The 23,213-nt window shown below is 70.6% G+C and carries 29 protein-coding genes; 10 read left to right on the top strand and 19 right to left on the bottom strand.

Annotation, left to right across the window (positions count from 1 at the left end):
- Positions 1-216 precede the first annotated feature (216 nt).
- The 5 genes from PUR53_RS43925 to PUR53_RS43945 all read right to left on the bottom strand — a co-directional run bounded on the left by PUR53_RS43925 (position 217) and on the right by PUR53_RS43945 (position 4,399).
- Positions 217-1,023: a sugar phosphate isomerase/epimerase family protein gene (locus PUR53_RS43925; protein ID WP_329897278.1), complete on the bottom strand. Its 807-nt coding sequence runs from the start codon at positions 1,021-1,023 to the stop codon at positions 217-219.
- A gap of 94 nt (positions 1,024-1,117) precedes the next feature.
- On the bottom strand, positions 1,118-2,644 hold the full coding sequence (locus PUR53_RS43930) for an FAD-dependent oxidoreductase (RefSeq protein WP_329912230.1): 1,527 nt from the start codon (positions 2,642-2,644) through the stop codon (positions 1,118-1,120).
- Between the two features lie 15 nt (positions 2,645-2,659).
- On the bottom strand, positions 2,660-2,938 hold the full coding sequence (locus tag PUR53_RS43935; protein WP_329897276.1) for a CDGSH iron-sulfur domain-containing protein: 279 nt from the start codon (positions 2,936-2,938) through the stop codon (positions 2,660-2,662).
- A gap of 91 nt (positions 2,939-3,029) precedes the next feature.
- The gene (locus PUR53_RS43940) at positions 3,030-4,034 is read right to left on the bottom strand and encodes an iron-containing redox enzyme family protein (protein WP_329912231.1); all 1,005 of its coding nucleotides are present in this window, start codon (positions 4,032-4,034) and stop codon (positions 3,030-3,032) included.
- A gap of 155 nt (positions 4,035-4,189) precedes the next feature.
- Positions 4,190-4,399: a CsbD family protein gene (locus tag PUR53_RS43945; RefSeq protein ID WP_329912232.1), complete on the bottom strand. Its 210-nt coding sequence runs from the start codon at positions 4,397-4,399 to the stop codon at positions 4,190-4,192.
- Positions 4,400-4,593: 194 nt separating this feature from the next.
- On the opposite strand from PUR53_RS43945, the gene PUR53_RS43950 reads away from it, so the two are divergent.
- Positions 4,594-4,749 (top strand): hypothetical protein, encoded by a 156-nt coding sequence (locus tag PUR53_RS43950; RefSeq protein ID WP_329897273.1) that lies wholly within the window; start codon positions 4,594-4,596, stop codon positions 4,747-4,749.
- Between the two features lie 10 nt (positions 4,750-4,759).
- Here PUR53_RS43950 and PUR53_RS43955 read toward each other — a convergent pair whose 3' ends face one another.
- Both PUR53_RS43955 and PUR53_RS43960 read right to left on the bottom strand, forming a co-directional pair.
- Positions 4,760-5,533, bottom strand: coding sequence for an SAM-dependent methyltransferase (locus tag PUR53_RS43955; RefSeq protein WP_329897346.1), 774 nt, complete (start codon positions 5,531-5,533; stop codon positions 4,760-4,762).
- A gap of 245 nt (positions 5,534-5,778) precedes the next feature.
- Entirely contained in the window at positions 5,779-6,822 is a 1,044-nt protein-coding gene (locus PUR53_RS43960) for a LacI family DNA-binding transcriptional regulator (protein ID WP_239754528.1), read from the bottom strand.
- A 237-nt stretch (positions 6,823-7,059) separates the two neighbouring features.
- On the opposite strand from PUR53_RS43960, the gene PUR53_RS43965 reads away from it, so the two are divergent.
- The 3 genes from PUR53_RS43965 to PUR53_RS43975 are packed head-to-tail and all read left to right on the top strand — an operon-like array spanning position 7,060 to position 10,204.
- The gene (locus tag PUR53_RS43965; protein ID WP_033531296.1) at positions 7,060-8,217 is read left to right on the top strand and encodes a Gfo/Idh/MocA family protein; all 1,158 of its coding nucleotides are present in this window, start codon (positions 7,060-7,062) and stop codon (positions 8,215-8,217) included.
- Positions 8,214-9,368: a dihydrodipicolinate synthase family protein gene (locus PUR53_RS43970; RefSeq protein ID WP_329897272.1), complete on the top strand. Its 1,155-nt coding sequence runs from the start codon at positions 8,214-8,216 to the stop codon at positions 9,366-9,368. The genes PUR53_RS43965 and PUR53_RS43970 overlap by 4 nt, the downstream gene beginning before the upstream one ends.
- A gap of 38 nt (positions 9,369-9,406) precedes the next feature.
- Positions 9,407-10,204 (top strand): sugar phosphate isomerase/epimerase family protein, encoded by a 798-nt coding sequence (locus tag PUR53_RS43975; protein WP_443080440.1) that lies wholly within the window; start codon positions 9,407-9,409, stop codon positions 10,202-10,204.
- Between the two features lie 316 nt (positions 10,205-10,520).
- Here the strand turns inward: PUR53_RS43975 and PUR53_RS43980 are convergent, their stop codons facing one another.
- Together PUR53_RS43980 and PUR53_RS43985 are read right to left on the bottom strand one after the other, a co-directional pair.
- Complete coding sequence (locus tag PUR53_RS43980; protein ID WP_329897270.1) at positions 10,521-11,519, bottom strand: RNA polymerase subunit sigma-70; 999 nt, start codon at positions 11,517-11,519, stop codon at positions 10,521-10,523.
- A 222-nt stretch (positions 11,520-11,741) separates the two neighbouring features.
- Complete coding sequence (locus tag PUR53_RS43985) at positions 11,742-12,332, bottom strand: TetR family transcriptional regulator (RefSeq protein WP_329912234.1); 591 nt, start codon at positions 12,330-12,332, stop codon at positions 11,742-11,744.
- Positions 12,333-12,481: 149 nt separating this feature from the next.
- Here PUR53_RS43985 and PUR53_RS43990 point away from each other — a divergent pair, with 149 nt between their 5' ends.
- Positions 12,482-12,859 (top strand): limonene-1,2-epoxide hydrolase family protein, encoded by a 378-nt coding sequence (locus PUR53_RS43990; RefSeq protein WP_329912235.1) that lies wholly within the window; start codon positions 12,482-12,484, stop codon positions 12,857-12,859.
- On the opposite strand, the gene PUR53_RS43995 is transcribed toward PUR53_RS43990, so the two are convergent.
- Positions 12,801-13,193: a DUF4158 domain-containing protein gene (locus PUR53_RS43995; RefSeq protein WP_329912236.1), complete on the bottom strand. Its 393-nt coding sequence runs from the start codon at positions 13,191-13,193 to the stop codon at positions 12,801-12,803. The genes PUR53_RS43990 and PUR53_RS43995 overlap by 59 nt on opposite strands.
- Positions 13,194-13,265: 72 nt before the next feature.
- Here PUR53_RS43995 and PUR53_RS44000 point away from each other — a divergent pair, with 72 nt between their 5' ends.
- Together PUR53_RS44000 and PUR53_RS44005 are read left to right on the top strand one after the other, a co-directional pair.
- A complete protein-coding gene (locus PUR53_RS44000; RefSeq protein WP_086799644.1) occupies positions 13,266-13,547 on the top strand; it encodes an Arc family DNA-binding protein in 282 nt (93 codons plus the stop codon).
- On the top strand, positions 13,544-13,936 hold the full coding sequence (locus PUR53_RS44005; RefSeq protein ID WP_329897266.1) for a hypothetical protein: 393 nt from the start codon (positions 13,544-13,546) through the stop codon (positions 13,934-13,936). The genes PUR53_RS44000 and PUR53_RS44005 overlap by 4 nt, the downstream gene beginning before the upstream one ends.
- 37 nt (positions 13,937-13,973) lie before the next feature.
- Here the strand turns inward: PUR53_RS44005 and PUR53_RS44010 are convergent, their stop codons facing one another.
- The 5 genes from PUR53_RS44010 to PUR53_RS44030 all read right to left on the bottom strand — a co-directional run bounded on the left by PUR53_RS44010 (position 13,974) and on the right by PUR53_RS44030 (position 16,448).
- Positions 13,974-14,135, bottom strand: a complete 162-nt coding sequence (locus PUR53_RS44010) for a hypothetical protein (protein ID WP_329897265.1) — start codon at positions 14,133-14,135, stop codon at positions 13,974-13,976.
- Positions 14,136-14,251: 116 nt separating this feature from the next.
- Positions 14,252-14,527, bottom strand: coding sequence for a hypothetical protein (locus tag PUR53_RS44015; protein ID WP_329897264.1), 276 nt, complete (start codon positions 14,525-14,527; stop codon positions 14,252-14,254).
- 63 nt (positions 14,528-14,590) lie between these two features.
- Positions 14,591-14,965 carry a hypothetical protein gene (locus PUR53_RS44020; protein WP_329897263.1) on the bottom strand — a complete coding sequence of 125 codons (375 nt, stop codon included), beginning with the start codon at positions 14,963-14,965 and terminating at the stop codon, positions 14,591-14,593.
- A gap of 12 nt (positions 14,966-14,977) precedes the next feature.
- Positions 14,978-15,358: a hypothetical protein gene (locus PUR53_RS44025; RefSeq protein WP_329912237.1), complete on the bottom strand. Its 381-nt coding sequence runs from the start codon at positions 15,356-15,358 to the stop codon at positions 14,978-14,980.
- Between the two features lie 94 nt (positions 15,359-15,452).
- A complete protein-coding gene (locus PUR53_RS44030) occupies positions 15,453-16,448 on the bottom strand; it encodes a helix-turn-helix domain-containing protein (RefSeq protein ID WP_329897261.1) in 996 nt (331 codons plus the stop codon).
- 118 nt (positions 16,449-16,566) lie between these two features.
- Here PUR53_RS44030 and PUR53_RS44035 point away from each other — a divergent pair, with 118 nt between their 5' ends.
- Positions 16,567-17,289: a DUF6333 family protein gene (locus tag PUR53_RS44035; protein WP_329897260.1), complete on the top strand. Its 723-nt coding sequence runs from the start codon at positions 16,567-16,569 to the stop codon at positions 17,287-17,289.
- A 290-nt stretch (positions 17,290-17,579) separates the two neighbouring features.
- Positions 17,580-20,066 (top strand): hypothetical protein, encoded by a 2,487-nt coding sequence (locus PUR53_RS44040; RefSeq protein WP_329912238.1) that lies wholly within the window; start codon positions 17,580-17,582, stop codon positions 20,064-20,066.
- Here the strand turns inward: PUR53_RS44040 and PUR53_RS44045 are convergent.
- Positions 20,041-20,226 carry a DUF397 domain-containing protein gene (locus PUR53_RS44045; protein WP_329897258.1) on the bottom strand — a complete coding sequence of 62 codons (186 nt, stop codon included), beginning with the start codon at positions 20,224-20,226 and terminating at the stop codon, positions 20,041-20,043. The two genes, PUR53_RS44040 and PUR53_RS44045, sit on opposite strands and share 26 nt — an antisense overlap.
- Complete coding sequence (locus tag PUR53_RS44050; RefSeq protein WP_329912239.1) at positions 20,223-21,074, bottom strand: helix-turn-helix domain-containing protein; 852 nt, start codon at positions 21,072-21,074, stop codon at positions 20,223-20,225. Before PUR53_RS44050 ends, PUR53_RS44045 begins: the two co-directional genes overlap by 4 nt.
- A gap of 157 nt (positions 21,075-21,231) precedes the next feature.
- Between PUR53_RS44050 and PUR53_RS44055 the strand changes: the two genes are divergently transcribed.
- On the top strand, positions 21,232-21,798 hold the full coding sequence (locus PUR53_RS44055) for an ATP-binding protein (RefSeq protein ID WP_329912240.1): 567 nt from the start codon (positions 21,232-21,234) through the stop codon (positions 21,796-21,798).
- Here PUR53_RS44055 and PUR53_RS44060 read toward each other — a convergent pair.
- Positions 21,697-22,287, bottom strand: coding sequence for a PT domain-containing protein (locus PUR53_RS44060; protein ID WP_329912241.1), 591 nt, complete (start codon positions 22,285-22,287; stop codon positions 21,697-21,699). The genes PUR53_RS44055 and PUR53_RS44060 overlap by 102 nt on opposite strands.
- Positions 22,288-22,324: 37 nt before the next feature.
- The gene (locus PUR53_RS44065) at positions 22,325-23,020 is read right to left on the bottom strand and encodes a hypothetical protein (RefSeq protein WP_329897254.1); all 696 of its coding nucleotides are present in this window, start codon (positions 23,018-23,020) and stop codon (positions 22,325-22,327) included.
- Between the last annotated feature and the right edge of the window lie 193 nt (positions 23,021-23,213).

Consider the following 23,213-nt stretch of genomic DNA (forward strand, 5'->3'; position numbering starts at 1 on the left):
GCCAGTTGCGCATGGCTGTTCGCGGGTGGCAAGTCTGCTGCAAGCGCGTACCGGAGCGCTCCGTTTTCCAAGAGTTACTGTCGGTATCTGCTCGGCGGGTGATCGGCTTTGGGTGACTCGATACTGATTCGTGGTCAAAATCCGTGACACACAACGCCTGAGCTTGATTTTTCAAGCTCAGGCCAGTGTTTTACGGGCAGTTGGGATGTGCGCGCGTCACGCCGCGTCGTTGAGGAGCCGGCCGAGGTGTTCCCGTCCCGCCGCCAGCAGTTCCGGCAGCGGCGCGGCCGCCTCGTACCACCGCTTCTCGTACTCCCAGCACAGCCAGCCGTCCCAGTCCTTGCGGGAGAGCAGTTCGACGCACTCGCCGAGCGGGAGGACCCCCGCGCCGAGCGCGACCGGGGTGGTGTCGTCGGCGGAGGCGATGTCCTTGACCTGGACGTAGCCGAGGAAGGGGGAGAGGGCGGCGTAGGACTCGGCGGGCTGTTCGCCGCCGAGCCAGGTGTGCATCACGTCCCAGAGCGAGCCGACGCTGCCGTGTCCGACCGGGCCGAGCACCCGGATCGCGTCGGCGCCGGTGCGGTGGGAGTCATGGGTCTCCAGCAGGACGCGTACGCCCCGGTCGGCCGCGTCCTCCGCCGCCGTGCCCAGCCGCCGGGCCGCGATCGCGTCGGCCTCGTCCGCGCTCTGGCCGCCGGCCAGGTCGGCGCCGGGGAAGACACGGACGAAGGGGGCGCCCAGGTCCCGGGCCAGGTCGAGGAGGGCGCGGATCTCGTCCAGTACGGGACCGTCGTCGCCCGGCGCGGCGACCCGCGCGTAGCCGGCGAGCCCCAGGATCTCCACGCCCGCCGCCTTGAACTCGGCCGCCACCTCGGCCCGTTGGTCGGCCCCGATGCCCGGATGCACCGGCTCCTCGGGGTGGGCACGCAGTTCGACGCCGTGGTAGCCGTGCGTCGCGGCGAGTCGTACGACGTCGGCGATGGGGAGACCGGGGACACCGAGGGTGGAGAACGCGAGTTTCATGCCTTCGGACCGTACACGTTGCCCGGGCCACGGCGGCACCCCGCCGGGGGTGGGCCGGGGGGTGGAAGGGAACGGGGGGACGAGGTGGCCCATCTCAGATGTCCCGTCGTTCCAGTGGCTTCGTCGCCGGGCCCTGGAGGATGTGGCCCTCGGGGTCGAAGCGGGAGCCGTGGCAGGGGCATTCCCACGCGCGTTCGGCGCGGTTGAAGCCGACCAGGCAGCCCATGTGCGTGCAGCGGGCGGAGACGGCGTGGAGCGAGCCCGCCTCGTCGCGGTGGACCGCGCACTGATGCCCGCCGACCCGGACGACTGCGCCGTCCCCGGGGGCGATGGCCTCCACGGAGCCGCCCCCGGCCGCGCCGATCCGGTCGCCGACGAAGTGCCGGGCCACCTGAGCCTGGTGCTTGAGGAAACTCGGCGCCTCCCGCACCGCGCTGAGCACCCGGCGCGGGTCGTACAGGTCGCTCCACGGCGACTTGTGCCCGGTGATCTGCTCGGCCAGCAGCCGCCCGGCCATGATGCCGCCGCTCATGCCCCAGCCGCCGAACCCGGTCGCCACCCAGCTGTGCCGGCTGCCCGCGTGGAAGGGCCCGACGAGGGGGACGGAGTCGGTGGAGTCGTTGTCCTGCGTGGCCCAGCGGTGGGTGAAATCGAGAGGGCCGAAGCGTTCGGTGGCCCAGTCCGCCAGCAGCCCGAACCGTTCGTCGACCTCGGCGGTGCCCGGGGTGAAGTGCTCCCCGGTGACGATCAGCAGCCGCCGCCCCTCGTCGTACGGGGTGGTCCGCACCGAACGCGTCCGCTGCTCCTGCGTGATGTACATGCCGTGCGGGTCGGCCTCGGCCGGGACCGGCGCGGCGAGGACGAGTTCGCGGCGCGCGGAGAGGCGGGTGAAGAGCAGCGCCCGGTCGAACACGGGGTAGTGCGTGGCGACCACGACGTCCTCGGCGGTCACCGTGGCCCCCGCGTCGGTCGTCAGCCGGCACGGCGACCCCTCCTTGAGCCGCACCACCCGCGTCCCCTCGTGCACCGCCGCGCCCAGCCGCACCAGATCGTCGACCAGGGCGAGCAGGTACCTACGGGGGTGGAACTGTGCCTGGTCCGCCACCCGTACCGCCCCCGCGACCGGGAACGGCAGCCCCGTCTCCGTCACGAACTCGGCGGGCAGCCCGGCCTCGCGCGCCGCCTCCGCCTCGGCGCGCAGCTCCGCGACTCCGCCCTCGTCCTCGACGTATGTGAAGGACGCCGCGTCCTCCCAGTCGCAGGTGATCCCCAGCTCGTCCACCACCTCGGCGGCGTGCCGGATCGCCTCGGTCTGGGACCGCGCGTACAGCGCGGCGGCCTCGGCGCCACGGGTCCGCCGCAGCCGGTCGTAGATCAGCGTGTGCAGCGCGGTCACCTTGGCGGTCGTGTGCCCGGTGACGCCGGCGGCGACGCGGTCCGCCTCCAGCAGGGCCACCCGCCGCCCCCGCCGGGCCAGCTCCCACGCCGTACTGATCCCCGCGATCCCGGCCCCCACCACCGCCACGTCGACGACCAACTCCCCGTCCAGCGCCGGGTACGCGCCCTCCTGCGGCGCGCTCTCGATCCAGTACGACTTCTGCGCGGGCTGCTTCTGCTGCATGACTCGGGGGTCCCTTCAGTCGGGCGGCGGCTGGGTGCGGCGGCGGTCGTCGGGGGTCGCTGTGGAGGCTGAACCGGTGGTGGGCCTGCGCTCACCGGCGGGGGCCCGGCGCCGGTGGCTGGTGTCGCACCACGGGTAGACGCGGCTGCGGTGGCAGGTGCACAGGGCCACGCAGAAGCGGTCCGACGACACCGTCGTACCGTCCTCCAACACGACCTCGACCGGCCCCTCGACCAGCAACGGCCCGGGCCGTTGCAGGGCGACGCGACGGCGGTCAGCGGAACCGTTCGGCACGGATGCTCACCAGCTCTCCCCTCTCGTCGACGCCGCCTCGGAGCGGCGACGTCCTGCGGTGACGGCCTTCCCCGTCCCCCTCCTCGCCTCCTCAGACGGGCGTGCGGAGTGACGATCGGCCCGTGCGCCACGCGGTGAGGAGGCGGGCGGCGAGGGCGTCCTCCAGGTGGTTGGTGGCGTCGACGCCGAAGGCGACGTCGGCGTCCAGTTGTGGTTCCTCCTCCAGCAGCCCGGCGACGACGTCCCGTCGTACGACCTGCTCGTGCACGGCGTCGGCCTCGACGTGCTCGTCGTAGAAGTGCTCGGCGGCGGCGCCGGCCCCGGTCCGCCGCATGGCGCGGGCGAGCCGGCGGGAGCCGGGGGAGGAGGTGATCTCGACCGTCGCGAAGTGTCCGACGAGGGCACCGCGCAGCGCCCGGTGCAGGCCGAAGAGGGACATCAGGTTCACCAGGGCGAGCGCCTCGGCGCCGGCGGCGTCGACATACCGGCCGTACGTCGGGTCGAGCCCCAGGTCGGTCATGAGGTCGGCGAAGAGACGCGCGTGCACCCGCTCGGCCCGGCCCCCGCCGAACTCGTCGAACTCGACGGCGGCCATGCCCGCCTTGGCCCGCCCCCACAGGCGGGGCAGCACCCAGGCGTGCGGGTCGGCCTCCTTCAGGTGGTAGAGGGAGCGCTGCGCGGCGTACTCGCGCACCTGCCACAGTTCGCCCTCGTCCTGGAGGTAGTCGCCGACCCCGCCGCCACCGTCGCCGTCGCCGCCCGCCGGTTCCACGAGCAGGTCGTCCAGGGCGTCCTGGGCACTCACGTGCCGGGTCGCCCGGTCGCGCAGGCTTTCGAGGAACGGCCACTCCAGGGCCGCCCGGCAGCGCAGCAGCTCCGGATCCCATTCGAGGTCGGCGTCGACGTCGGCGAAGCCCCGGTAGTGCAGTTCGTAGCAGAGGTAGAGCGCGAGCTGGAGATCGTCGCCGAACGGGTCGGCCCCGGCGATCAGCCGGCTCTCGGGCGGCGGCCCCGCGCCCCGCAGAAACCGCGTGACGGCAGCCGAGACGGCGCCCCTGCTCTCCGGCAACGCCGGCCCTGCCACCTGGGTCTCCATGCGCGCCGAGTACCCGCGAACCCCGAGCTACGCACCAGCGACAAGCGAAGGGGGCTCCCCACTCAGGGGGAGCCCCCTTCCACTGCCATCAGCCGCGCTCGCGCGTCGGCGTCACACGCCCGCGCGTCGGCGGCGTGGCGCGCTCGGCGGCGGCGTCAGATGCCGGTGCGTCGCGCCGGGCGCTCCGCCTCCCGCGTACGCTCCTGCACGCGCTCCTGCGTCTTGCCCTTCGCCTTCTTCGCCTCGCCGCGCGCCTGCTGCATCTTGCCCTCGGCCTGCTGCGCGCGATCGCCGGTGACCTTCCCGGTCATCTCCTTGGCCTTGCCCTTGATCTTGTCCATGCTGCCCTTGTCCTTGGCGGCCATGGTTACTCCTTGGTGGGGTGGTGTACTGCCTTGCCCGCCCAACGTACGGCGGCCCGGTGACCCTCGCGCGTCGAACGGTCACGCTCGGTGAGGGAGTATGGCGTCCTTCCACCTCTTCGCCCTTGTCCTCGCCCCGTTCCTGGCGACGTTGGCCGTCGCGGCCACGACGGTGACACGCGCCGGACGAGGAGGGCATGGGAACCGAGCTGGTACCCGGCTGGGTGAACCCGCTCGTCCTCGGCGGCACAGCACTCTGCACCGTCGCCCTGACGACCGCGGCCACCCAGGCGTTCAACACCACGCGCACCCCCAGGCCGCCCGCGGGACTCCCGTCCCGTCCGAGCCCGTGAGCGGCGCGGCTCAGGGCTTGCGTCCGACCCCGCAGTACGCGTCGACAGCCGAGGCGGCGTCGGCCGGGTCCCTGTGGTCGGGGCGCCACTCGGGCACCCGGACGACGCCCGGGTCCACCAGGTCGAGGCCGTCGAAGAAGGCGGCGATCTCGGCGACGCTGCGGACGTGGTACGGCACCGCGCCGCTCGCGTTGTACGCCTCCGACGCGGCGATCATGCCCTCGCTGGTGGCGGTGCTGTCGCTGATCACCAGGTGGCTCCCCGACGGCAGGCCCGCCATCAGGCGGCTCACCAGGTCGCGTGCCTGGTCGTGGTCGGCGACATGGCCGAGCGTGTTGAGGATCATCAGGGCGACCGGCCGGGAGAGATCGAGGGTGTCGGCCGCCGCCTCCAGGATGGTCTCGGGGGCGTAGAGGTCGGCGTTCAGATAGACCGTGCGGCCCTCGGGGGTGCCGGCGAGCAGGGCATCCGCGTGGGCCAGCACGATCGGGTCGTTGTCGACGTACACGATCCGGGCGTCGGGGGCGGCGCGCTGGGCGACCTCGTGGGTGTTGTCGGCGGTCGGCAGCCCGGTGCCGACGTCCAGGAACTGACGTACGCCCTGCTCGTCGGCCAGGTGGCGGACGGCGCGGCCCAGGAAGTGCCGGCTGGTGACGGCCACGTCGACGAGACCCGGGAAGATCTCCTTGATGTGGTCCCCGATCTCCCGGTCGACCTCGTAGTAGTCCTTGCCGCCGACGAAGTAGTTCCAGAAGCGGGCCGAGTGCGGCTTGCTGGTGTCGATACGGGGGCGGGGCCGGGCACCCCTACCGGTTCCGGTTCCGGTTCCGGTTTCGGTCGAGGGGTCGTCGTTCACCACGGCAGGCCTCCGGTGTTCCGATGTCTCGGTGCTGATGATCAGGCACCAACGTAGGTCAACTCGCCTTCTTCACGCCGAAGTTGAGAAGATCCACGCTCGCACACCGTAGGGTTTTGGCCATGTGGGTGCCTGGCTCGACCTGTCCGGCCCCGGCCCGGCCGGCCCGCCCCTCACCCCTCCCGAGGTACCCCGCTCGACCCCCGCACCATCAACTCCCCCCGCACGGTGGCGATCCCGCCCGGCGGCGGCTCCTCGCGCCCCATGGCGATCCGTCCGGCCCGGGCCCCCGCGTCCGACAGCGGCAGCCGTACCGTCGTCAGGGCCGGCACCGCGTCGATGCTGAAGGGCAGGTCGTCGAACCCGGCCACCGACACGTCGTCGGGGATGCGCAGCCCGGAGTCCCGGAGTGCCGCGCAAGCGCCCAGCGCCACCGTGTCGTTGGCGGCGACCACGGCCGTCAGGGAGGGATCCCGGCGCAACAGCTCCAGCGTCGCCTCGTACCCGGAGAGCCGGTCGTAGCGGCCGTACACGGTCCATCTGGGGTCGTCCTCGATGCCGGCCGCCGCCAGCGCCGCACGATGCCCCTCAAGCCGGTGCCGGGTCGTCGTCCGCTCCTCCGGCCCGGCGATGTACCCGAGGCGCCGGTGGCCCAGCCCGATCAGGTGCTCGGTCAGCACCTGGCCGCCGCCCCGGTTGTCGAAGGTGATCGCGATGGCCTCCGGCGTGGGCGGTCGCCCGCACAGCACCACACGCGTCCCGGCCTCCGCCAGCTTCCGCAGCTTGTTGCCGACGGCGGCCAGGTGCGCCGGGTCCTCGATGGCCCCACCGGTCAGCACCACGGCGGCGGCCCGCTGCCGCTGCAACAGCGTGAGGTACGTCAGCTCGCGCTCCGGGGAGCCGCCCGTGTTGCACACCACACCCAGCCGCTCCCCGCCCGCGCGCCCGCCGGGCCCCCCGATCTCGGACTGGATGGCCGCGGCCATGATCCCGAAGAAGGGGTCGGCGATGTCGTTCACCAGGATGCCGACCAGGTCGGAGGTGGCGGCGGCGAGCGCGCTCGCGGGGCCGTTGAGGACGTAGTCCAGCTCGTCGACGGCCTTCAGTACCCGTTCGCGCGTGGACGCGGCCACCGGATAGTTCCCGTTGAGCACCCGGGAGACGGTCGCCGGCGACACCTGCGCACGGGCCGCCACGTCCGCCAGGGTCACAGTCATCGTTTTCTCGTCCTCCGGGTGCGCGTCTCGTTCGGGCTGTCGGGGAACCATACGACCGCGATCGCCGTTCGCCCCCTCGAACAACTCGACCCCCTCGCGGTCTTGTCCAGACCGCTGCTCAGAGGCTAGCTTCTCATTGGATAGAAAGCGCTTGCTGTGACGCTCACCCTTTCGTCGGGCGTACGCGGCGCCCGACGCGTACGCACAAACGAACGCACACCAACGAAAGGACCGGCCGTGACACGCAGAACCGTACGGATCGCCATGAACGGCGTGACGGGACGCATGGGCTACCGCCAGCACCTCGTCCGCTCGATCCTCGCCATCCGCGAGCAGGGCGGTCTCGACCTGGGCGACGGCACCGTGCTCTGGCCGGAGCCGATCCTCGTCGGCCGCCGCGAGCACGCGCTGAAGGCGCTCGCCGAGCAGCACGGCCTCGACCCGGCGAACGTCTCCACCGACGTCGACGCGGTCCTCGCCGACCCGACCGTCGAGATCTACTTCGACGCCCAGGTCACCTCGGCCCGTGAGGAGGCGATCAAGAAGGCGATCGCCGCCGGCAAGCACATCTACACCGAGAAGCCGACCGCCACCGGCCTCGACGGCGCCCTGGAGCTGGCCCGGCTCGCGAACGCCGCCGGCATCAAGCACGGCGTCGTCCAGGACAAGCTGTTCCTGCCGGGCCTGCTGAAGCTCAAGCGCCTCATCGACGGCGGCTTCTTCGGCCGCATCCTCTCCATCCGGGGCGAGTTCGGCTACTGGGTCTTCGAGGGCGACTGGCAGGAGGCCCAGCGCCCCTCCTGGAACTACCGCGCGGAGGACGGCGGCGGCATCGTCGTCGACATGTTCCCGCACTGGGAGTACGTCCTGCACGAGCTGTTCGGCCGCGTGAAGTCCGTCCAGGCGCTCACCGCCACGCACATCCCGCAGCGCTGGGACGAGCAGGACAAGCCCTACGACGCCACCGCCGACGACGCCGCGTACGGCATCTTCGAGCTGGACGGCGGCGCGATCGCCCAGATCAACTCCTCCTGGGCCGTGCGCGTCAACCGCGACGAGCTGGTGGAGTTCCAGGTCGACGGCACGGAGGGTTCGGCGGTCGCCGGCCTGCGCAACTGTCGGGTCCAGCACCGCTCCGCCACCCCCAAGCCGGTGTGGAACCCCGACATCCCCGCCACCTACTCCTTCCGCGACCAGTGGCAGGAGGTGCCCGACAACGCCGAGTTCGACAACGGCTTCAAGGCGCAGTGGGAGCTGTTCTTCAAGCACGTCTACGCCGACGCGCCCTACCACTGGGACCTGCTGGCCGGCGCCCGCGGCGTCCAGCTCGCCGAACTGGGCCTGAAGTCCTCCGCCGAGGGCGTCCGTCTCGACGTACCGGAGATCCAGCTGTGACGATCCAACTCCCGGACGGGAACGGCCGGTTCAAGACCTACACCCCCCGTACCGAACCCCTGGCGGTGTCCCCGGGCACCCCCCTCACCTCCCGTACGGTCTTCTCGGCGGCGCACGTCGTCGCGGACCCGTTCGCGGACGTGTCCCCGGACTCGCCCGCCGCCGTCGACTGGGACGCCACCCTCGCCTTCCGCCGCCACCTGTGGTCGCACGGCCTGGGCGTCGCCGAGGCGATGGACACCGCGCAGCGCGGCATGGGCCTCGACTGGGCGGGCGCGGCGGAGCTGATCCGCCGCAGCGCCGCCGAGGCGAAGTCGGTCGGTGGCCGGATCGCCTGCGGCGTGGGCACCGACCAGCTCACGGGCCCCGCCTCCCTGCCGGACATCCGCAAGGCGTACGAGGAGCAGCTGGCGCTCGTCGAGGAGTCGGGCGCCCAGGCGATCCTGATGGCCTCGCGCGCGCTGGCGGCGGCGGCCTCGGGTCCCGAGGACTACCTGGAGGTCTACGGCCACCTGCTCCGCCAGGCCGCCGAGCCGGTCGTCCTGCACTGGCTCGGCCCCATGTTCGACCCGGCGCTGGAGGGCTACTGGGGCTCGTCGGACCTGGACACGGCCACGGAGACCTTCCTCGCCGTGATCGCCGCCCACCCCGACAAGGTCGACGGCATCAAGGTCTCCCTGCTGGACGCCCAGCGCGAGATCGACATCCGCCGCCGGCTCCCGCAGGGCGTCCGCTGCTACACCGGCGACGACTTCAACTACCCCGAGCTGATCGCGGGCGACGAGAAGGGCTTCAGCCACGCGCTGCTCGGCATCTTCGACCCGCTGGGCCCGCTGGCGGCCCAGGCGGTGCGCGTCCTGGACACGGGTGACGTGAAGGGCTTCCGGGAGCTCCTGGACCCGACCGTCGAGCTGTCCCGCCACCTCTTCCAGACCCCGACCCGCTTCTACAAGACGGGCGTGGTCTTCCTGGCGTGGCTGGCGGGCCACCAGGAGCACTTCACGATGGTCGGCGGCCTGCAGTCGGCCCGCTCCCTCCCGCACTTCGCCCGTGCCTACGAACTCGCCGACGGCCTGGGCCTGTTCCCGGACCCGGCGCTGGCGGAGACCCGGATGAAGAACCTGCTCTCCCTGTACGGAGTGGCCCAGTGAGCACCGGCGGCGGACTTGAGCGCTTCAGCATCAACCAGATGACGGTGAAGCAGCTGTCGATGCCCGAACTGGTCGACGGCTGCGTGGAGTTGGGCATCACGGGCGTGGGCCTGTGGCGCGAGCCGGTGGCCGAGTACGGCCTGGACGCGACGGCCAAGCTGGTCCGCGAGGCGGGCCTCGCGGTCACCACCCTCTGCCGGGGCGGCTTCTTCACGGCGATCGACCCGGCCGAGCGGGCGGCGGCCCTGGCCGACAACCGCAAGGCGATCGACGAGGCGGCGACGCTCGGCACGGACACGCTGGTGCTGGTCTCGGGGGGTCTCCCGGCGGGTTCGAAGGACCTGCACGGGGCGCGGGAGCGCATCGCGGACGCGCTGGCGGAGCTGGGCCCGTACGCGGCGTCGAACGGCGTCCGTCTCGCGATCGAGCCCCTGCACCCGATGTTCGCCTCCGACCGCTGCGTGGTGTCGACGCTGTCGCAGGCACTGGACATCGCGGAACGCTTCCCGGCGGAGCAGGTGGGCGTGACCGTGGACACGTACCACATCTGGTGGGACGACACGGCTCCGGCGGCGATCGCCCGCGCGGGTGCCTCCGGCCGCATCCACACCTTCCAACTCGCCGACTGGATCACCCCGTTGCCCCAGGGCGTGCTGACGGGCCGGGGCCAGATCGGCGACGGCGCGATCGACATGCGCGAGTGGAAGTCCTACGTCGAGGCGGCGGGCTACACGGGCCCCATCGAGGTCGAACTCTTCAACGACGACCTGTGGGCGGGCGACGGCCACGAACTGCTCACGCAGACGGCCCGACGCTTCGTGGAGCACGCGGCGTAGTGCTCCGGCGGTGAGCCGGGCGAGAGGCCGACGCCCGGCTCACCGCCGACCGCCGACCGCCGCCGACGAGGGCCATGGCTCCTGGGCGGAGTGATGACGCGTACCCTCGCCGTGCGGCGGCCCGGGTTCCGCAGGGCGCGGACGCCGGTGCCGCGGAGCCAGAACCCGGCATCGCGTTCGAGGACCGGACCCGGCTCGCCCTCGCGCAGCTCCAGCTGCACCCGGCCACGGGTGACGAGGCAGAACACGTCGTGCCACTCCGCCGCGATCACGGCGACACGCGCGCCGCCGCGCAGCGCGAGCGTGCGCACCGGGACTACTCCGTGCCGTCGGCCGGCAGGTGCTCCGGCAGTCCGAGCTGCGGGAACCGGTCGTCGTGGAACGTGACGATCTCGGTGATCGCCCCGCCGGTGATGCGCAGGACGTCGATCGTCAGCGGCAGGTACGCGCCCTCCTGCTGCTGCCAGAGGTAGAAGGCGAGGGCGGGCTGCCGGTTCACGGTGGTCTGGACGGCGCGCAGGCCCTTCATGCCTTCGAAGCCGCTGTCGACCATGTAGTTCACCACCGTGTCGCGGCCGACATACAGCCCCGGCGTGGGCGGCATCGAGAAACGGACGTCGTCGCGCAGCATCGAGGCGAGCGCCTTGACGTCCGTGGCCACGCTGGCCTCGGTGTAGCGGCGCACCAGCTCACGCGTCCCGGCATCCTCCTCGCCGCCGGTCCAGTCCTGCCGCTCGGCGGGCAGGTGCTCCCGCATGCCGGCACGGGCCCGCTGCAGGGCGCTGTTCACGGAGTTGACGGAGTCCCCCAGGATCTCCGCAACGTCCTTCGCCGGCCAGCCGAGCACATCCCGCAGGATCAACACGGCCCGCGGGCGCGGCGCGAGGTGCTGGACCGCGACCAGGTAGGCCAGCTCGATCGTCTCCCGCGCGACGGCGACGGCCTCCGGCTCGTCCGCGTCGCCCGCGGGCACCTCGTCGAGCAGCCGGTCCGGGTAGGGCTGCAGCCACAGCACCTCACCGCCGGTTGCAGGCTCCGGGCGGCGCTTGGCGAGCAGATCCAGGCAGACGTTGGTGGCGATCCGGTACAACCAGGCCCGGAACGTCGACCGTCCCTCGAAGGTCTCCCGCCGCCGCCAGGCACGCATGAACGTCTCCTGCACGGTGTCCTCGGCGTCCTCGAACGACCCGAGCATCCGGTAGCAGTGCACGTGCAGCTCCCGCCGGTGCCGCTCCGCGAGTTCCGAGAAGGCCGGCTCGTCGACCTCACCCAGACCGCTCACGCCCATCTCCTCCAGCCGCGTGTCCGCACCCATCACGTCATCCTTCCGTCTCATCGTGTCCCGACGCAGATATGACGGGGGCGGGCGCGAAAACTCATCACCAGGGTCGATCGCCATGCCCGAGTACGGCCTCGGTACTGGGGGGCTCCCCTGATCAGCTGTCGCTGGTTCCCCGGGGTACTTCGGCGCCACACCGGAGGGCCTGCCGGGCGGCGGCGCGGGTCGCCCAGGGGCTGACCTGTCCTTGCCGGAGGGTCAGGAGCCGGATGTCGGCTCTGGCGGTCCCATGGGGGCCGCCGCGTGCAGGCAGTACTTCAACCGTCGTAGGTAGTCCTCGAAGGGCTCGTCCGCACCCCACGTCTCGTAAGCGGTGCTCTGCGCGGCGAATGCCAGGTTGAGCTTGAGAGTCGCCGTCATGGTGTCGCCTTCGGAGGCGCGCGACGCCGTCCATTCGCGCACGTCGGCGAGGAACTGCTCACCCACAACGTCCCAACTCGACTGCGCGAGGGCGGGGGAGCGGTCCTTCAGTCGCCGTTGCAGTGGGACGCGGTCGCTGAGGAGTTCGTTGAATCCGACCAGGATCGCCGTCAGTGAGTCCCACAAGGGCTCTTCGTCCGGCCGGGCGGCCATGATCGCGCGCCACTGCTCCCGCTGCTCGGGGTCCTGGTCGAAGACGACGGCTTCCTTGCTGGCGAAGTAATTGAAGAAGGTGCTGCGGGAGACGTCCGCGGCGGCGGCGATCTCCTCCACGCTGACGGCCTCGAACCCGCGCTCCTCGAAAAGCCGCAGTGCGGCGCTCTGGATGGCGCGCCAGGCTGCCAGCTTCTTCCGTTCACGCAGGCTCATGGCTCATCCTCCCGGATCGATCATACAGACCTGGACGCCGTGCATATTTGCACGCAGTTCAACTTTCTGTATCGTGGAGCTCGCACCGAACGCGCTGCGGAGACCCGGCCGGAGACCCGATCACCCTTACCGTGAAAGCGAGCCCCGCGATGATGAGTCCTGACGAAGTCGTACGTTCCCTCGCCGACAGCTGGAACGACCCCAGCCGCGATCCTGACGCCGTCAGCAGACACTTCGCCGAAGACGCCTGCTACCACAACATCCCCGTGGAGCCCATCCTCGGCCGCGCTGGCATCCGCGACGCCTGCGTGGACGGCTTCAAGCAGTTCGACCGCATCCACTGGGACGTCAAGCACCAGGTCGCCTCCGGCAACGTGGTCATGAACGAGCGCGTCGACACCCTGCAATCAGGGGAACGCGTGATCGTGATCAGGGTCATGGGCGTCTTCGAGGTCAACGACGGCCTCATCACTGAATGGCGCGACTATTTCGACATGGCAGAGGCCGGCCCCGCCTTTGGCCAGTAGCGAAGGGCGGGCGACGGAACGTGGGGGCGTACCTCATGGCCCAGGCCATGCGGTACGCCCGCGGTTCTCCGATGATGCCCGTGACCTTCAGGTCATGCCCGGTGATCTCCTCGCCGGACCGGCGTCGTCCCCCCCCCGGGCGGCAGCACGGGTCCGGCATGAACCGGCCCAGGTGCCGCACACTTGTCAACTGGGCCGCGAACGCGAGCCGGTTGTGCGAACGCCGCTTTGCCTGCACCTTCTGCACATCCGAGTCATCCAGGAAGCGGTACCGCTCCAATTCAGTACGAGACGGCGCCCCGGAGGTCGACCCGTACCGGGCTGCTTGGCGCACGCTCTGACACGGATTCCTCAACCCCCGAGCCGCTGTCGGCCGCCGGGCGTATACGTCACGTATACTCGCCGCATGTCCGACGTCATGATCCGCGTGCCCGCCGAAGTCCGTGACCAGCTCGCCGCCGTGGCCGAGGCCCGGGGGACGAGCCTTCGTGCTCTCATGCAGGACATAGCCGCGTCGACACTGACTCCCGAGCAGATCAAGGAACGTGCCGATCGCACGCGGGCCGTGCTCGCCGAACGCTTCGGACACGACGTGTCCGACGAGGAGTCCGCCGAGATGCGCCGCAAGATGCGGGAGGCCACGGCTGCCCACAGGGCCGCCCTCGCGCAGGTGGAGTCGTCTCGTTGAGCCAGACCGAGCATTACGTTCTTGACGCGCCCACCCTCGTGGCACTGGGGGGCGACAAGCAGGTCTCCGGCCTCGTCCACGCCGCGGCGGCGAGTGATGACGTTCGCCTGTGGGTGCCCGTCCTGTGCCTCCTGGAAGCCGAGCGCCGTCGCGCGGGCATGGTCGACCACGTGGGTGTCCTGGTGGACGTGTTGTCCATGATCGACGACGACTACGCCATGGCCGTGACGGTTGCCGAGCTGGGGCGAGCGGGGATCGCCCAGGACACCTCGGCCGCCGTCCACGCCGCGAGGCCCAACCAGACACTTCCGACAGGGGCGTTGGTCGCCACGGTGGAACCGGGTGTGTACGACGGCCTCGGAGTGGGGGTCATGGACCTGAGACGCTGACCGGCCCCCGGGAGCGGGGGGAGGCCCGATGCCCGGGTCAGACCTGCCGGACCTCGACCTGCTTGCCGCAGAGCGGCTTGAGATCGTCGAGGTCGTCGGAGGTCAGGACGGGCACGGCGGGCTGTGCCGCGCGGGCGGTGGCGGCGACGATCGCGTCCAGGGCGTACTTGTGCCCGCCAGTCCTGCCGCTGTCCTTCATCCGCGTGACGGCCTCTCTGGCGTCCCGCTCACGGGCGGCGGCGAGCCCGTGCGGTCCTCGTCCGGTCGGCCCACAGATACAGGGACAAGCCTCACTGCCGAGAACCCAGGTGCCGTTCACACCACCGTCCGGTCGCCCCGGCCTTCGCCAGACATCTCGCGCTCGGCCGCGTCGATCTCCTCCTGGGTGAGGGGGCCGTGCATCTCCTCGTTCGCGGCGATGAGTTCGTCGAGCTGGTCCCGCTCGATCTGCCGCTGGACCGCGGCCTCCACGTAGGCGGACATGCCGCGCTCGCCGACGCGGGAGCGGAGAGCTTCGATGGTGCCCTCGTGCAAGGAGATCGAGGCGGACTTGGTCGGGCCCTCGCCGGGCCCGTAGGTGTGATCACTCACAGACCCAGTCTCGCAAGACTTCTACGAGAACGAGTTGCCGTTCAAAGGGGAGGTCACGAGGGCCTACCAGAGGGGGATCATGACGGCGATGGTCACCACGACGCCGAGGACCATGACCGTGTAGTGCCTGGCCTTCAGCTTCTCGACGGGGCGACCCAGTCGGACCAGTTCCTCCTGGCGTCTGAACCATCCGATGAAGCTGACGCGCATGAGGGCGAAGTAGATTGCTGCGCCGATGAAGACCAGCAGGGCGGTGCGGGGGTCCCCGTTCTCGTTCTCGGGCCCCTCGGGCAGGGCCCGCAGGGCCGCGAATGCCGCGGCGGCCAGTACGAGCAGGACCGCCTCCCACTTGCCCCTCCGCGTATTGGGGAACAGGGACGCGAACGCCACCGCCAGGGCGACGCCGGCCACGGCGGCGGCGATCCAGAGAGTCACCACGATCCACGCCTCCTACAGAAAGCCGGCCATGAGTGCCACGACCGTGGTGAAGGCGAGGAAGAAGACCACGGCCTGCCTGGTGGTCAGTCTCTCCCACGTCCCGCCCGAACGGGCCAGCTCCTGTTGGCGTCCGATGTAACCGGCGAAGACGACCCGCATGAGCGCGAGCCCGAGCGCGAGGGCGGTGAACAGCATCAGGGCTGTGGGATCCCCGTCGGCTTCCTCAAAAGGAGTGCTCAGCCCCACGAAGACGGCTGCCCCCAGGACGGGCAGGGCCGCCTTCCATCTGTCCTTCCACGCGGGGATCAACGACGCCAGCGCCACGGCCATGGCGACGCCGGCCACAGCGGCGGCGATCCACCACTCGGTACGGGAGAAATGAGACGTGAGCATGGGCTCCTCGCCGATGACGGTCAAAGTCCGACTGGATCACGGCCGCTCCGTCGGCGTCATTACCCGTGCGTCCACGAGTGCGTTGCCGACCGGTCTACCCCGTCTCCCGCGCGGCCGCCGCCCGCGCCCGGTACTCCGTCGGAGACACCCCGTACGCCCCCCGGAACGCCCGCGTGAAGTCGGAGGCGCGGGGCAGGCCCCAGCGGGTGGCGATGGTGTGGACGGGGGTGGTGGTGAGCGCGGAGTTCGCCAGGTCGCGGCGGGCGCCTTCGAGGCGTTGGGCGCGGATCCAGGCCGCAACGGTCTCGCCGGGGGTGTCCTCCTGGAACAGCCGGTGCAGATAGCTCAGCGAGATGTGGTGCGCGGCGGCTACCACTCGCGGCGTCAGCTCCGGGTCGTGCAGGTTCTGCCGGATGAACGCCCGTATCCGCGTCGTCAGCGCCCGCTCCCGCGTCTCCGCAGGCAACGCGTCCTCCACCTCCAGCACATGGGCGAACCAGGCCGACAGCAGGTCGATCAGGACGGTACCCAGCCGAGGCGCGTCGGACGGCTGGAGCGCGTCCGCCTGCTGCTCCAGGCCCGTGAGGAAACCCGTCAGCAGAGCCCCCACCCCGTCCCGCGCCGACAGACGCCGCCCCAGCAGCTGACGGACCCGGGCGGGAGGCAGCGGCAGCAGCGCCTTGGGGAAGTCCACGCCGACGCCCCAGATCACCTGACGGCCCAGACCGGCCGGCACGTGCACTTCGTACGGGCGTGACGTGTCGCTCACCCACAGGTCGCTCGGGCCGTACGCCTCGGCCCGCCCCACATGCTCGAACCCCAGCCCGCCGCCGAGCACCAACGACAGGTGGTACATCTCCGGGTCGGACTGCCGCACCAGCTTCTCCGTACGCCGGAACCCGGTCACCAGATGCGCCGTCGGCCACGCCAGCACCGGCCCCAGCTCCAACAGCCGCTGCCGCGCCCAGAAGTCGTCGGCGAACTCGCAGCTCATATGACTGGGTGCGATCGCCCGGTGCATCAACTCCGCCCAGTAGTCGAACCGGTGCTCCGTGGGCACGTCATCGCTCCGGAACACGGTTCCGATCATGCCGGGTCACCCCTGGGTCAGCTCGTCGGTCCACTCGGTGAGCTTGTCGGTGCTCATTCACCGCATCCTGGCACATCGCCCCCGAAGCAGCCCCGTTGCACCCTCTACGGTGGCCCGCATGACCGACGACAGCTTCTGGACCCTCCCGCCCGACCGCGTGGTGCGCGGATCCATGGGTCACTGCAACCTCACCGTCCTCCTCCCGCCGTTCGACGTCGACGCGGGCGCGCTCCCCGCCAACGACCCGGCCCGCGCTGCCGAGTTCGCCGCGTCCCTGGGCACCGTCGACGAGATCCTGGAGGACCTCGGCCCCCGGTCCGTCCTCGACGTGCCGCCCTATACGGACACACGGTCCGACCTGGACATCGTGCACGCCGCCGCATGGGGCCCTGTCCTCGGCTTCAGCGGCCCGGCGCTGGCCGACAACGGCAACGACACCCCCGTCCTGAGCGAGGCCCGCGTCCTGCGTGAGCGCTATCCCGACGCCCGTATCGTCGGCCGCGTCCATTTCCACGGCGGTGCGGACCACACCGAGGACCTCGTCTGGCTGCCGGACGGGGCCATGTTCCACGCCACCGGCTGGCCCGGGGACGACCCGTTCGAGGTGACGGGCGACCCGGCTGTGATCGCCGCCGCCCTCGGTGTCCCCGCCGAGACGCTGGAGGATCTCGGCCTGGACGAGGAGGACCCGGCCGACATCGAATGGTCCGGCTTCGCCGCTCTGGCCCTGGGCAAGGCCGACCCCTGGGGCAAGAAGCACCTGGAAACCACGGCCTTTCGCGTACGGCACAGCGAGTTCGCCACGTCCCGGATGGAAGAGCTGTACTTCGTCGGCGGCTAGCGGCGGGGTCCCGCAGGGGTCCGGTCCTGTAAGAGTTCTGTGTGGTGTCTGTGGTGCCCGGTGTAGCCGCTCGGCGCACCGGGCGGACGCCTCTGACGAGGTACCCCTTGCCGGACGGCACCGTCCGCGGCAGTCAACTGCCCACTCTTCGCTCACAATTGATGCTCCGCTGACAACATCACCAACGCCGTCAACGCCAACAATCCCCTGATTACGACGACTTCGGGTCCTATGGTGAGCCCCGGCGCGTACACGTCACGGGGGCCTCACGCGCCACCCACACCCCCTCAGTGCCCCCCACAACGAGGGAAGACGTCATCTTCAATCGAGCGCTCCACATACCCACGCGGTGGCGGCTCACAGCACGCCTCACGGCCGCCGCGGGCCTGGCGGCCGCCGTCACCCTGACCGGCCTGCCCGGCATGCCCGTCGACACCGCCTCCGCCGGTCCGGCGGTGTCGGCCAGACTCAAGCCCGGCTTCGACAAGCGCGACCGCCGCTGCGACGTCCGCAACGGTCTGCCGGCCGCCACCAGGACGCCGGCGAACTCCGGGTTCCCCAACAGCCCGCTCGGCAACTTCCACAAGGCCGACGACCTTCCGAAGAACTACGAGTTCGACCTGCCCGGTCTGGCGTACGACGGGCTTCAGGCCCCCACGGCGGCCGAGGAGAAGAAGGCCCTCTCCCAGGTCCCGGGGGACACGGAGAAGAACGTCAATGCCTGGCGGAAGATCGCCGACGCCTCCGGCAAGCCCGCCGACCGGGCCATGGAGATCTACGCCCGCTGGCTGAACACCGGTAAGAAGAGACCCTTCAAAACGTGGTTCGACAAGGTCTACATCCGCAACCAGACCAACGTGAACAAGGGTGCCGGGTTCGAGCGTCAGCTCGTACGGGACTACAAGCTCGTCGGCCCCGACTGGCTGTGTGAGGTCTACGTCGAACTCTTCGACGCCGAGGGCAACAAGGTCGGCGAACGCCGCTACGACTCCTACAACAAGCGCACCAAGGAATTCAACGAGTTCAAGTCGAACTCCAAGCCGAGGGCCGACCAGCTCGCCAAGGACCGGGTCGTCGCCCGCTCCCTGACGGACCACACCTTCCGCTTCACCGGCGCGAAGAAGTTCACCACCGGCCAGCAGAAGCTGATCGACGACTTCAACCGCGAACTCGAACGAGAGCGCGGCAAGGCCAACCAGGTACGCGGCAACCAGCGCATCTACAACCCGGTCGGCAGGACCACCCCCATCAAGGGCTACTCGGACCACCAGCGCTGGTTCGCCCCCGGCTGCCAGACCGGCGGAGCGCAGCCCCTGGCCGCCGCCAACAGTTGCGGTACCCGGGGCCCGGCCAACCAGCGGGCCCTGGACTCCGGTCGCACACCCGCGGAGGCCAAGCAGATCCAGGCCGAGGCCCGCCGCCTCGACACCCGCGGCACCCTGCCCAGGGGCGGCCCCGGCGGCATCGACTTCACCAGCCTCGAACTGCGCTACGTCGGCGGCCTCGGCAAGGGCAAGGGCATGCAGTACAGCATGCGCGCCGATCAGATGCCCGACCCGGACACCAACCCCGGCTGGGGCGGCGAGGCGAAGATGCAGCTCGCCTCCGACGCGATGTTCACCTGGCTCGCGCTGACGCCGGACAAGTTCTGGGTCAACCTCAACCCGGACGAGCCCGACCGCGTCATGGACTCCAAGTTCGCCTCCACCGACGCCGGGCGCATCCTGCTCGAAGCCGACCTCCAGATGAAGCACGACTTCTACAAGGCGATGGACCCCAAGACCGACCTCGGCAGGCGGTACTGGGCGGCCCTGCCCAAGCAGAACGGCAACCCGTGCATGCCGGGCCTGCGGAACTGGATCGAGCCCAAGCCCGCGCAGGTGCGCGAGCAGGACGGCGGCATCTACATCCTCGACGCCCCGCTGGCCCTGAAGTCGACCGCGCAGGAGACCGTCACCGAGGGTCCGGGCGAGCCGATCTGCGACCCGAACGACGCCGAGATCGCGGCCGCCCAGGCGGTCATCGACTCGATGATCGTCCCCGAGGTCGAGAAGCAGATCAACACGGCCCCGCAGTACGCCGACCTGCGCCGCGTCTACACCTCGCGGGTCGCCGCCGAGTACATCCGCCAGCAGGACGCGAAGAACCCGACCGACTTCCGGTCGATCATCAACAGCGACGACGTCAAGGCGTGGCCGCTGCGCGCGCCGAACCAGAACTGGGACAAGGACGAGCTGTTCCGCAAGTACCGGAAGATCTACACCGAGGGCGAGTTCACGTACGACGTGGACACCGCGCAGGGCGTACGGGTCTACATCGTCGGCGGTGTGGACTTCTCCAAGCAGCCCAAGCGGAACATCACCCGCACGCAGTTCAACGTCGAGAACCGGGACCTCGACAACACGACCGTCAACTCCCGCAAGTCCGACGACACGTCGTACCGCGACACCGACACGCTCTACTTCGGCGGCGGCAAGGTGACCGACTCCGGCGGCGGTGACACGCCGAAGCCGCCGCCGACGCAGGACCCCGACCCGACACCGACCGACGATCCCACCGACGACCCGGGCAAGCCGGACCCGACGCCGTCCCAGGACCCGACCCCGGGCGCCCCCGGCGACCAGCCGAAGCCGCCGGGCGGTGACCTCGCGGACACCGGCTCGAACACCCCGGTGGGCCTCTTCACCGCGCTCGCGGCAGCGCTGGCCGCTGTGGGAGGCGGGCTGGTGTGGTGGATGCGCCGCCGGGGGATCAGCCTCGGGAGGCGTACGGGATGAAGTCGGCCCAGGCGTCGGAGGAGAGGATGAGCTGAGGCCCGTCCGCGTTCTTCGAATCGCGGACGTGGATGGCAGTGGGGGCGGCGGCTACTTCGACACAGTCGCCGTCCCCGCTGCTGCTGTAGCTGGACTTGAACCAAGCCAGGTCGTCGGCGCTCATAGATCCCCTCGCATCCGCTGCAACAGGCTCACAGAGTCCGGGATGGTGAAAGCCTGTGAACGCATCCTGGCATATCGGCTCTGGAGGACGCTGATCTCTTTCGCGTCGGAAACGAGCAGGCCACCGCGCTGTCCCTCGCAGTAGGCGAACCAGCGGTTTTCCGGGGTTTCGAGCAGCTGGATGGGCCCCGCCAGCCCGGCATGCGACTCCTGCACCAGAGGCATGATCTGGATTTCGACGTTGCGCAACTGGACGATCTCCAGCAAGTGATCGAGGAGTTCACGCGTGACTCCCGCGCCGCCCGTGTGCCGAAGGAACAGCTGCTCCTCCAGGATGAAGCTGAACGCCGTGTTGGGCCGCTCCCGCAACAGGCGTTGGCGCTCGGCCCGAGCGGCCCAGTGCTCCTCGATCTGGGCGTCGTCCAGCAGCGGCAGCCGATCGCTGAACAGCGCCCTCGCGTACGCCTCCGTCTGCAACAGGCCCGGCACCAGCCGGCACTCATACGTGTACAGGGTGATCGCCGTGGCCTCCAGCCCCGCCCACTTCCTGAACCAAGCCGCCAACCCCGGCTGACGCCCCAGATGCTGAGCCGCCCGGATCAGCGCACCTGTGTTGCCCAGCGCCCGATCCACCCCCTCCACGAACGCCGCGTCCGGCATCCGCCGCCCCAGCTCCACCGACGCCACCATGTGCTTGGAGTAGCCGATGGCCTCGGCCAACTCCTCCCGGCTCAGCCCCGCGTGCTCGCGCAACGCCTGGACCATCGCGCCGAACGTCCGCAGACTGTCGGACGACTCCGGCTCGCCGCCCCCGCCGATCCCCACCACGCCGCCGCTGTCGGCCACCACCGGCCACCTCCCGCGCACCCGCCCACCGAACCACACCGTTCAACGCCCATGGTTACGCCACGTCACCAGTACCGTCCAGTGCGTCACCGCGTACGCTCACGCAGCGTACGCGGCGCGGTGCTGGCGAACGGGCCTTTCCGCAGGCCACATTGGCGACATGACCGCACCGCCCGCCGCGCGACACACGCTCACGGCCCCGACGTTCACGCGACGCTTCAGCTCGACCCCGCTGGGGGCCCGCCTGGCGAGACACCAGGCTCTGAAACAGCTGCACGCCTGGGGCATCCGCTACGGCTCGGAGGAGTCGGAGCGGGCGGCGGTGGTCGTGGCGGAGCTGGCCGCCAACGCGGTGACGCACGGCCGCGTCCCGGGCCGGGACTTCGAACTGCGCCTCTCGCTGCCCACCGGCTCCCTCCGCATCGAGATCACCGACACCCGAGCCGAACGCCTACCGCCCGGCCCAGGCGCCGTACGACAGGCCCGCCCCCTGGACGAGGACGGGCGCGGCATGGTCCTCGTCGACGCGCTGGCCGACCGCTGGGAGGTCCAGGACCGCAGACCGCCCGGCAAGACGATCCTGGCCGAGATCGACCTGCCCCGCTGGCTGTCGCTGGTCAGGCGGCTAGGAGTTACAGCTCCCGGGCAGGTAGCTGTAGCCGTCGAGGAAGAGGAGAGGTCCCAGGACGGGGTCCTGAACCACTTCCCAGGACGATACGAAAGGTGACTCCCCCGGCACGTGGAAGGTCATGGTCTGGGCGTCGCTGACGACAACACCCGAGAACCCCGCGCTGCCCCTGCTCGCCATGAACTCACCGGTACTGGCGAACTCATACGTCCAGTGCCCTTCGGCGTTGCTGCCGCCGCACCAGACACCGACGACGCTCTCGGGCACCGACGCCTCGACCGGCTCGATGAGCTCCGTGGGTTCCTCAGTGGGATCCTCAGTGGGCTCTTCGGTCGGCTCTTCGGTCGGTTCCTCCGTAGGTTCATCGGTCGGTTCCTCCGTCGGTTCCTCCGTGAACCCCTCTGTCGGATCCTCTGTCGGTTCCTCCGTGGGCTCGTCCGTCGGTTCCTCCGTGTAGTCGTAGGTCGAAGTGTCTCCGGAGTCGTTCGGCGAGGAGTCCGGCCCGCAGGCGCTCGTGGTCAGCAGCGCGGCTATGAGAAGCGCCGCACACACGGCGCCGCGGCGGGCGGCAAGGGAGAGGGGCAGCATGAAGGTCTCCTGAAGTACGAGGTCGTACGGGGTCGTGTCAGCGGACGATCGCGCTGCGCCCCCATGCCAGTCCGAGGAAGGTGACCAGCATCCATACGGGGCCGACGACGCCCTGGAAGCCGGGAAGGCCGGTGATGCCCGCGAACAGGACGACCGCCAGTACGGGCACGACGCTGAACCAGCCGATCCACCGTGAGATCGTGCGTTCGCGCAACGCCATCCAGGCCACCGCACCGGCCGCGACCACGACACCGAGCCAGCCGATGTACCCGCCGAAGTCGTTGAGCATGAAGTAGACGAACAGCCCGTCGTCGCCGAAGGACCGCTCGTTCAGACCGTCCGGCAGATAGATCGCCAGGGCGCCCTTCCAGCCGTAGCCGTAGGTCAGTCCCGCGGCCGAGGCCGTCAGGGCGCCGCTGACCACGTACGCGGCGGTGCTGGAAGGCACCCGCGGCTCGACCTGACGCCGCCAGGCCGCCGCCAGTACGAGGAGCAGGGAGACCGTCAGGAACCCGGCGACGAGCCCGAGATGCGCCACGGAGCGGCTCACGTCGTCCAGGACCGAGGCCTCGACGGGGGTCCGTTCGACCGTGCCGGCCCGGACGTCCGCCAGGACCGTGGCGACTCCTCCGAGCAGGCCCGCTCCGACCCCGTACAGGGGCCACTTGGCCCTCCCGTTGCCGTCCTCTCGCGCCATGCGCCCCGGGCGGGCATCCGGATCGATGGTGGTCATACGCGTCAACTCCCTGTGTGGGCCGGTCCGTTACCGATCCGACTGTCGCGGGGGACGGGTCCCGCCGCCCAGGGACCCGGGTCCCGTACGACCGGGACGGTTTGCCGGATCACGCCCGGTAAAGGCCCTCATTACGGGAACATGTGGGTGTGAGTCGAAGGGACCGGGTACTGCGTCACACCGCGTACGGCAT

The sequence above is a fragment of the Streptomyces sp. SP18BB07 genome (genome assembly GCF_036322545.1).
Lineage (GTDB): Bacteria > Actinomycetota > Actinomycetes > Streptomycetales > Streptomycetaceae > Streptomyces > Streptomyces deccanensis.

Coding starts and splice junctions, on each gene's coding strand:
- PUR53_RS43985 (WP_329912234.1), bottom strand. CDS start 12,332: ATGAGCCTGCGTGAACGGAAGAAGCTGGCAGCCTGGCGCGCCATCCAG.
- PUR53_RS44060 (WP_329912241.1), bottom strand. CDS start 22,287: ATGCTGCCCCTCTCCCTTGCCGCCCGCCGCGGCGCCGTGTGTGCGGCG.
- PUR53_RS43930 (WP_329912230.1), bottom strand. CDS start 2,644: ATGCAGCAGAAGCAGCCCGCGCAGAAGTCGTACTGGATCGAGAGCGCG.
- PUR53_RS44010 (WP_329897265.1), bottom strand. CDS start 14,135: ATGAAGGACAGCGGCAGGACTGGCGGGCACAAGTACGCCCTGGACGCG.
- PUR53_RS43960 (WP_239754528.1), bottom strand. CDS start 6,822: ATGACTGTGACCCTGGCGGACGTGGCGGCCCGTGCGCAGGTGTCGCCG.
- PUR53_RS44055 (WP_329912240.1), top strand. CDS start 21,232: ATGACCGCACCGCCCGCCGCGCGACACACGCTCACGGCCCCGACGTTC.
- PUR53_RS44045 (WP_329897258.1), bottom strand. CDS start 20,226: ATGAGCGCCGACGACCTGGCTTGGTTCAAGTCCAGCTACAGCAGCAGC.
- PUR53_RS44025 (WP_329912237.1), bottom strand. CDS start 15,358: ATGCTCACGTCTCATTTCTCCCGTACCGAGTGGTGGATCGCCGCCGCT.
- PUR53_RS43950 (WP_329897273.1), top strand. CDS start 4,594: ATGGGAACCGAGCTGGTACCCGGCTGGGTGAACCCGCTCGTCCTCGGC.
- PUR53_RS43925 (WP_329897278.1), bottom strand. CDS start 1,023: ATGAAACTCGCGTTCTCCACCCTCGGTGTCCCCGGTCTCCCCATCGCC.
- PUR53_RS43940 (WP_329912231.1), bottom strand. CDS start 4,034: ATGGAGACCCAGGTGGCAGGGCCGGCGTTGCCGGAGAGCAGGGGCGCC.
- PUR53_RS43975 (WP_443080440.1), top strand. CDS start 9,407: ATGACGGTGAAGCAGCTGTCGATGCCCGAACTGGTCGACGGCTGCGTG.
- PUR53_RS44065 (WP_329897254.1), bottom strand. CDS start 23,020: ATGACCACCATCGATCCGGATGCCCGCCCGGGGCGCATGGCGCGAGAG.
- PUR53_RS44035 (WP_329897260.1), top strand. CDS start 16,567: ATGACCGACGACAGCTTCTGGACCCTCCCGCCCGACCGCGTGGTGCGC.
- PUR53_RS44000 (WP_086799644.1), top strand. CDS start 13,266: ATGTCCGACGTCATGATCCGCGTGCCCGCCGAAGTCCGTGACCAGCTC.
- PUR53_RS44030 (WP_329897261.1), bottom strand. CDS start 16,448: ATGATCGGAACCGTGTTCCGGAGCGATGACGTGCCCACGGAGCACCGG.
- PUR53_RS43945 (WP_329912232.1), bottom strand. CDS start 4,399: ATGGCCGCCAAGGACAAGGGCAGCATGGACAAGATCAAGGGCAAGGCC.
- PUR53_RS43990 (WP_329912235.1), top strand. CDS start 12,482: ATGATGAGTCCTGACGAAGTCGTACGTTCCCTCGCCGACAGCTGGAAC.
- PUR53_RS43980 (WP_329897270.1), bottom strand. CDS start 11,519: ATGGGTGCGGACACGCGGCTGGAGGAGATGGGCGTGAGCGGTCTGGGT.